General features: G+C 71.3%; 8 protein-coding genes and 1 pseudogene. 3 read left to right on the top strand and 6 right to left on the bottom strand.

The genetic code is table 11. The features are described from left to right. Both AB0J58_RS43535 and AB0J58_RS43530 read right to left on the bottom strand, forming a co-directional pair. A pseudogene (locus tag AB0J58_RS43535) lies at positions 1-493 on the bottom strand (hypothetical protein); the annotation flags it as partial. Between the two features lie 137 nt (positions 494-630). Next, the gene (locus AB0J58_RS43530; RefSeq protein WP_364227393.1) at positions 631-813 is read right to left on the bottom strand and encodes a hypothetical protein; all 183 of its coding nucleotides are present in this window, start codon (positions 811-813) and stop codon (positions 631-633) included. Positions 814-1,061: 248 nt separating this feature from the next. Here AB0J58_RS43530 and AB0J58_RS43525 point away from each other — a divergent pair, with 248 nt between their 5' ends. Beyond that, entirely contained in the window at positions 1,062-2,183 is a 1,122-nt protein-coding gene (locus AB0J58_RS43525) for a S1 family peptidase (protein WP_343974122.1), read from the top strand. Positions 2,184-2,247: 64 nt separating this feature from the next. Continuing rightward, complete coding sequence (locus tag AB0J58_RS43520; protein ID WP_364227391.1) at positions 2,248-2,811, top strand: snapalysin family zinc-dependent metalloprotease; 564 nt, start codon at positions 2,248-2,250, stop codon at positions 2,809-2,811. A 111-nt stretch (positions 2,812-2,922) separates the two neighbouring features. Here the strand turns inward: AB0J58_RS43520 and AB0J58_RS43515 are convergent, their stop codons facing one another. After that, positions 2,923-3,420, bottom strand: coding sequence for a GNAT family N-acetyltransferase (locus AB0J58_RS43515; RefSeq protein WP_364227388.1), 498 nt, complete (start codon positions 3,418-3,420; stop codon positions 2,923-2,925). Between the two features lie 204 nt (positions 3,421-3,624). Here AB0J58_RS43515 and AB0J58_RS43510 point away from each other — a divergent pair, with 204 nt between their 5' ends. Then, positions 3,625-4,068, top strand: a complete 444-nt coding sequence (locus AB0J58_RS43510) for an SRPBCC family protein (RefSeq protein WP_364227386.1) — start codon at positions 3,625-3,627, stop codon at positions 4,066-4,068. Here AB0J58_RS43510 and AB0J58_RS43505 read toward each other — a convergent pair. From AB0J58_RS43505 to lnt, 3 genes are all read right to left on the bottom strand, one after another. Next, a complete protein-coding gene (locus tag AB0J58_RS43505; RefSeq protein WP_364227383.1) occupies positions 4,055-4,606 on the bottom strand; it encodes an FxsA family protein in 552 nt (183 codons plus the stop codon). The two genes, AB0J58_RS43510 and AB0J58_RS43505, sit on opposite strands and share 14 nt — an antisense overlap. A 130-nt stretch (positions 4,607-4,736) precedes the next feature. Beyond that, positions 4,737-5,489 (bottom strand): polyprenol monophosphomannose synthase, encoded by a 753-nt coding sequence (locus AB0J58_RS43500; protein ID WP_364227380.1) that lies wholly within the window; start codon positions 5,487-5,489, stop codon positions 4,737-4,739. Beyond that, positions 5,489-7,156 carry an apolipoprotein N-acyltransferase gene (gene lnt / locus AB0J58_RS43495; RefSeq protein ID WP_364227377.1) on the bottom strand — a complete coding sequence of 556 codons (1,668 nt, stop codon included), beginning with the start codon at positions 7,154-7,156 and terminating at the stop codon, positions 5,489-5,491. The genes AB0J58_RS43500 and lnt overlap by 1 nt, the downstream gene beginning before the upstream one ends. Between the last annotated feature and the right edge of the window lie 265 nt (positions 7,157-7,421).

The following is a 7,421-nucleotide window of genomic DNA, read 5'->3' as shown; positions in this document are numbered from 1 at the left end:
GGGCGCCGGGCCGCGCCACTCCGTGCGCCCCGGGCCCGGCGTCCCCGCTTCGCCCCCCGCCCCCCCCCGCCGGGCCCCCGCCGGCCCCCGCCCGCCCCCCGACGCGCAGCACCCCGAGGCGTTCCGTGCCGTCCAGCAACGGCACCCACCATCGTCCCCCCTTGCCCGCGGCACCGACGCCGGGCAGCACGCGCACCTCCTGGAAGGCACGTCCCGCCAGCGTTCCGTCGATCCGCAGTTCGGCCGGCTCCCGCTCGGCGCTCTCGCCCCGGCCGGTCAGCGGGCGCAGCACATCCTGTTGCAGGTCGGCCAGATAGATCAGCACGTCGTACAGACCGACATACGCGGCGTGCTCCTCGACGAGGGACGGCAGCCGCTCCACCGTGCTCAGATGGCTGGCCTCGACAAGTCCCGCGAGCATTCTCGCCCGTCCCTGGTGAGGCCCCACGTCGTTGCAGCCCACCTGCGGCGTGGATGGCGTGGATCCGTCCACGGCAACTCCTCGAGACCCCCGGCCCGCGCCGGACGCCGAACACTAACGGCTCATCCGACGCCTTCAGAAGAACCTCTACCCCCGCGAAGGGGATCGACCCGCTTCTTTCCACGGGATCCGCATCCGTGGACGGCCTGTCAGTCACCCCCGCACAGGGCGACGGCCTGCTGGTGCGGGTAGATGTGCTCCAGATCGTGTCCGGAGGGCAGGACGCAGCGGCGCTCGTCGTGCTCGGCGTGCGGACACCGGGACGCGTCACTACGGCGTGGCAACGGCGCCGGCCCTCCGCTCCCATCGTCGACGACGACTTCTTCGGCCATGGGACGCGTCCTCCTGCGACCGGTCGTTCGACGCCGCTCCGTCCGATCTCTTTCAGAGATCGCACTCTGTGCGCCGAGGGCAAGGTGATCGGTCTTCCAGAGTCCTGCGCAGCCGGACGAGCCGGGGGACCCCGGTGATCCCCCCATCGGTGATCAGGACTCCATAACATCGCGATAGGGATTTTTTGGGAGATCCCTTAACGGGCGTCCCGCAAATACCTTGACAGCACCCCTCACAAGGAGTGTTCATGTTACGTCGAGGTACCCTCCTGGCCGGAGCCACCACCGTGGCCCTGTACCTGGCCGCCACCGTGGCGCCCGCCTCCGCAGCACCCGCCCCCCTCGCCCCCCAGCCTCCGGCAGCGATGCTCGAGGCCCTCCAGCGCGACCTCGGCCTCACCGCCGAGCAGGCCGTGCAGCGACTGGCCAACGAGCAGCGCGCGGCCGCCTCGGAGTCCGCTCTGAGCGGTGAGCTCGGCGCCGACTACGCCGGTGCCTGGCTCAACGGCGACGCCTCCCAGCTCTCCGTGGCCACCACCGACGCCGCCGACGCCGCCGCCATCAGGGCCAAGGGCGCACAGCCCGTGATCGTCGGCCGGACCCTGGCCGAACTCAACGCCGTCAAGGACGGTCTCGACCAGGCCTCCGCGGAGGCCAGGGCCGGCGCGTCCCTCTGGTACGTCGACGTCACCACCAACAGCGTCGTCGTCCTCACCGGCGACCAGGCCGCGGGCGAGGCCCTCGTCTCCGCCGCGGGCGTCGACAAGAACGCCGTCCGGGTGACGCTCTCCGCCGAGAAGCCCCAGCCCTTCGCCAACATCATCGGCGGCCTCGCCTACTACATCGGCTCCAGCCGATGCAGCATCGGCTTCTCCGTCCGCAAGGGAACCACCCCCGGCTTCGTGACCGCGGGACACTGCGGCCGGGCCGGCAACACCACCACCAACCCGTCCGGCACCTTCCAGGGTTCGTCGTTCCCCGGCAACGACTACGCCTGGGTCGCCACTCCCGGCCACACCGTGCAGCCGTGGGTGCGCGGTTCCGGCGGCGCGAACGTGATCGTCCGCGGCTCCACCCAGGCCTCGGTCGGCGCCTCGATCTGCCGCTCCGGCTCGACCACCGGCTGGCGCTGCGGCGTCATCAGCCAGCACAACACCAGCGTGACCTACTCGCAGGGCACGGTGAGCGGCCTGACCCGCACCACCGTGTGCGCCCAGCCGGGCGACTCCGGCGGTTCCTACATCTCCGGCAGCCAGGCCCAGGGCGTCACCTCCGGCGGTTCGGGCAACTGCACCGTCGGCGGCACCACCTACCACCAGCCGGTCAACGAGATCCTCTCGGTGTACGGGCTGACGCTCGTCACCGGCTGACCTCGCCTCCTCACCAGCTGCTCCCCGCGAGCAACCCCCCGATGGCCGAGGAGGCCCGCTAGAAATGTCTAGAATCACTCGCTTCGGTGTCGCCCTCATCCTGGGACTGGCCTGCCTGGTGGCCATCCCCGTCCAGGCCACGCTCGTCCACGCGGCTGACACTCGTACGGCGGCCGTACGCGTGCTCAGGTACGACGCGAGCAGAGCCGCGGAGTTCCGGTCCGCCGTGGATCAGGCGGCACAGATTTGGAACTCCAGCGTCTCGAACGTGCGACTGGTGGCCGGCAGCCCCGCGGACTTCGTGGTGCTCGCCGACAACGGCTGGCCTCGCGCGCAGCCCACCAGCCTGGGCCGCGGAACCGTGTGGATGGGACGGCAGGCGACCGCCGAGGGCCACAATCCGCTGCGTATCGCCACCCACGAGATCGGCCACATCCTGGGCCTGCCCGACCGGCGCACCGGCCGGTGCACGGACCTGATGTCCGGCGCGAGCGCGGGCACGAACTGCACCAACCCCTACCCGAACGCGGCGGAGAAGGCCGAAGTCCAGCGGAACTTCGCCGGGTTCGCCCCGGCGATCGACTTCGGTGAGATCTACGTCGACAGCCCGGAGCGCGTGGCGTCCTAGCTGATCATCCAGGTACCCACGGGCACCTAGCCGGTCCGGCCGAACCCATCGGCCGGGCCGGCGAAGGCGTGCCGGCTCGTGTTCGCCGGGAGCCCTGGCTCTGACCATGGGTCACGACAGGAGTTTCTCGAAGCAGTGGGAACCCGCGAGCCGCTCGTACGGAGGAAAGATCGGGACAGGGGTGTATCCCTCCCTCCGGTACAGCCTCATCGCGTCCGGCTGGCGGTCACCGGTCTGCAGGATGATCCGGGACGCGCCCAGCGCGCGAGCCGCGTCCTCCGCCGCGGCCAGCAGGGCTCGCGCCACGCGGGCGCCCCGATGCGAGGGGGCCACGAACATCCGCTTGAGCTCCAGTTCTCCGCCGAGCCTGCGCAGCGCCACGTGCCCGACGGGAAGCCCCTCCGCCGAGTACGCGACCCCGCTGTAGGCGACGGTCTCGGGCTCGACGTCCATGCCCCGGAGCAGCAGGCCGGGGGTGGCGGCGAGCAGGTCGGCGTAGCGGGCGCCCATCTCCTCGGCCATGGCCTGGCGCAGCGCCACAGCCGCGCCGTCGTCCCAGGGAACGGGCCTGACCGTGACCAGGCCGGCTCCCTTCGCGAACGCGGTCATGACAGCCCCACCTCCTCTCCGTTCCCGCGGTCACAGAGCGTCCGGAACTTCCGCATGGCGCCGGCCCGGACCGGCGTCGCCCGCCAGGTCATCACATTCTCACGACTTGAGCTCTATTTAAGAGGTAGGGAAAACAGGATTTTTTGCCAATGTTCGCGGTGCGCCCCAGGGGGTCGACCGCCGGGCGACGGGAAGGAACCGGAGGTGACCCGTTCCCATATCAGCGTCTCGGTGGACGCACACGCCCGGCCCGAGCAGGTCTTCTCCGTGCTGACCGATTGGTCGAGGCACGACGAGTGGATGGTCCTGACCCGGGCACGGGTCACCGCCGGGAACGGCCGTAGCACCGGGAGCAGGCTGGCGGCCTTCACCGGTGTGGGGCCCCTCGGGTTCCTCGACACCATGGAGATCACCGAGTGGGACCCGCCCAGGAGCGTGGGGGTCCGGCACACGGGGCGGCCGGTGCGCGGCACCGGGGTCTTCCGCGTGCTGCCCCGCGAGGGCGGCGGCAGCACGATCGTCTGGGAAGAGGATCTCGACCTGCCGTTCGGCGCGGCCGGACGACTCGGCTGGCTGGCGGTCAGGCCGCTGAACGCCGCGCTGTTCCGGCTCTCCCTGCGCCGCCTGGCCGCGCTCAGCGATCGGTGAGGCTCCGGGGACCGGCCGCCCCTTCGGAGGCGGCCGACTCGTCACGGATGACCTCCCCGTGCAGGATCGGACCCGAGCCGGGCGGCCTCCCGGCGTCGCGCAGCACGTCGAAGGGCGAGCCGTCGCCGAACGGCGAACCGAGTCCGGCGCCCGCCGCGTTCCTGGCCATGATGGTGCGGACCCGGCGGGCGAAGAACCAGGCGCCGAGCCTGCGGACCACCGGCCGGGTGAAGGGCAGCAGGCACAGGACGCCCAGCACGTCGGAGAGGAAGCCGGGGATGAGCAGCAACGTGCCGCCCACGAGGGTCAGGCCGCCGCCGGCGAGCTCGCGGTCCGGCATCCGCCCGCTCTGCAGCGCGCTCTGGAGGTTGCGCCAGGCCCGGCGGCCCTCGCGGCGCACGATCCAGGAACCGAGCAGGCCCCCGGCGAGCAGGAGGGCCAGCGTCGTCCAGCCACCGATGACCTGACCGACCTGGATGAGCACCAACACCTCAAGGACCGGCACTACCAGGAAGGTCAGGACCAGCAGAAAGCGCATCTTTGCCTCAACTCATGCGACAGCCGTATGACATGACAACGCTGCGGAGCGGTCGTGCGTTCCGCGTTCGCTCAGCGTGGACGCGTCTTCGGCGGAGCCTTGGGACCGCACCCTCGCCGTACCCCGAGGATCAGCGACCGCGGCGGCGGCGCAGACGCGCGGGCAGGCCCATGACACCCCAGGCGGCGACCCGCCAGAAGGCTTCGACCACCACGCCGCGCCCCATCTTGCTGGTCCCGATGGTGCGGTCCACGAAGGTGATCGGCACCTCGGTGACGCGCAGCCCGTTGCGGACCGTGCGCAGGGTCAGGTCCACCTGGAAGCAGTAGCCCTGCGACTCGACGTCGTCCAGGCCGATCTTCTCCAGGGTGGCGGCCCGGTAGGCGCGGAACCCCGCGGTGGCGTCGCGGACCGGAAGGCCGAGCATGAACCGGGTGTAGACGTTGGCGCCGCGCGACAGGAACTCCCGCGAGGCCGGCCAGTTGACGACCTTGCCGCCGGGCACCCACCGGGAGCCGATCGCCAGGTCGGCCCCGCGGGTCAGCCTGTCCAGCAGCTTGGGCAGTTCCTCTGGCCGGTGGGAGCCGTCGGCGTCCATCTCCACGAGGACGCCGAAGCCCTCCCCCAGGCCCCAGCGGAAACCCGCGATGTAGGCCGCGCCCAGTCCCTGCTTGCCTCCCGGCCGGTGCAGCACGTGGACGTGGTCGTCGTCGGCCACCAGCTTGTCGGCGACCGCCCCCGTGCCGTCGGGACTGTCGTCGTCGACGACCAGGAGGTGCGCCTCGGGCACGGCCTCGCGCAGCCGCCGGGTGATCATCGGCAGGTTCTCCCGCTCGTTGTACGTCGGGACGATGACGAGCACCCGACCAAGCATCCGCTCCATCACGCGTCTCCCACCTGCTGATCGTCTTTTCGGATCACGGAGTGCCCCACGCCGCGCGTCCGGCGCCGCCAGGCGACGGCCACCGCGCCCGCACCCACAAGTATCAAGGCCCATTCGGGCAGCGCGCCCACGCGCGTGGCGATGGTCTGCGCGGTCCTGACGGGGACTGTCAGGACGTTCATGGCGGGCACCAGTTCCCCGGTGCGCCAGGCGATCGAACCGCTCGGAGTCACATATGCCGATATACCCGTAATTGCGGAAGTGATCACCGCCCGATTGTGCTCCACGGCCCGCAACTGGGACATGGCGAGTTGCTGCGGCGGCAGGTTGGTCAGCGCATAGGTGGCGTTGTTGGTCTGCACCACCAGCGGCGAGGCGCCCGTCCTGGCGGTGTCGCCCACGATGCCGTCGAAGGCCACCTCGTAGCAGTTGATCGCGCCGATGGTCACCGGCCCCATCCTGAGGTCGCCGTCGCGGGTGCCCGCCACCGACTGCTTGCCGACCAGGGAGGCTCGTTCGAACAGGGCCAGCACGAGCTCCTTGAGCGGGGTGTACTCCCCGAAGGGGACCAGCTGCTGCTTGTCGTAGTGGGCGCCGGGCCCGGTCACCGGGTCCCAGACCAGACTGCGGGTCGCCCGGTTCTTCTCCCCGATCCCGACCACCGCGCCGACCAGGACGGGCACCCCGATGTCCTTGACCGCCGCGTCGATCTCGCTCCTGGCGAACTCGCTGCGCAGCGGATCGATGTCCGTGGAGTTCTCCGGCAGCACGACCAGGTCGGGGCGGGGTGTCCTGCCCTCCCTGATGTCCCGCGCCATCTGGTGCAGCATCCTGGTGTGGTTGCCGAGGACCACGGCCGGCTCGTCGCCCAGCGGGTGCATGCCCCGGCCGGGGACGTTGCCCTGGATGACACCGACGGTCACGTTCTCGCCCTCGTCGCCGTACCTGGGGGCGGCCAGCGCCCCGGCCGGCACGGCCAGTGCCCCGGCGAGCGGCCACGCGACGGCCCGCCCCCAGCGCGGGCCCCTGGCCCCTCCCTGGGCCGGAGACGTGCGCGGAGCCGTGAAGGACCGTGACACCGTCAGCGCGAGCAGGCCACCGCACAGGGCCACCGCGAAGCTCACCAGCGGCGCTCCGCCGAGTGCCGCGTACGGAGTGAAGATCGACTCACCCTGGCTGAAGGCCACCCGCGCCCAGGGGAACCCGCCGAAGGGGAACTCACCCCTGGCCCACTCGGCCGCCACCCAGAGCGCGGCGCTCCACAGTGGCCACAGGCGCAGCCTGGCCACCAGGGCGACGCCCGCACCCCAGGCGGCGTAGAAGACGCTCTCCATGGCGACCAGCCCCAGCCAGGCGTCGATACCGATCGGGCTCACCCAGCGCAGGCCGGGCAGCAGCAGGGCGAGCCCGGCCAGCAGGCCCAGCCAGGCGCCACGGCGCGGGCGGGTGCCGTGCACCGCCAGGAGCGCCAAGGCCATGCCGAGCGGAGCGAGGAACCAGAGCCCGAGCGGCGGGAAGGCGAGGAAGATCAGCAGGCCACCGGCCACCACGCCCGCGACGCGGGCGGGCAGTTCCAGACGGGAGGGGAGAGGCGAGACCGCCTCACCTGACGGGTCGTCCGTCTCGGACGCCTCCGGCACCGGGGCGGCCGTCTTCTCCTGCACCACGGGCGGGGCTCCTTGCGATGTCGTACGGGCCGGCGACGCCCGGTCCTCCTGCCCGAACGCTACCGCCCAGCGGGCACGCCCCCAAAAAGTTCCACGACATATTCCTCATAAGCCCACCAGAACGCCCTGAAACCAGCAAACCCCAGAAGGGCTTCCGTACCCGGCAACGGGGCGGTAGCGGGTGTTCAAGAAAAAACACCCCACCCCCCACGCCATAACGGCGACCAACTCACACGCGCAAGCGCACCCGCACACCCACACTCCC

The organism is Streptosporangium sp. NPDC049644 (assembly GCF_040675205.1).
GTDB classification, from domain to species: Bacteria; Actinomycetota; Actinomycetes; order Streptosporangiales; family Streptosporangiaceae; genus Streptosporangium; species Streptosporangium fukuiense.
The sequence above is the reverse complement of the archived record's forward strand: the minus strand, read 5'-3'. Positions and strand labels throughout refer to the sequence as shown.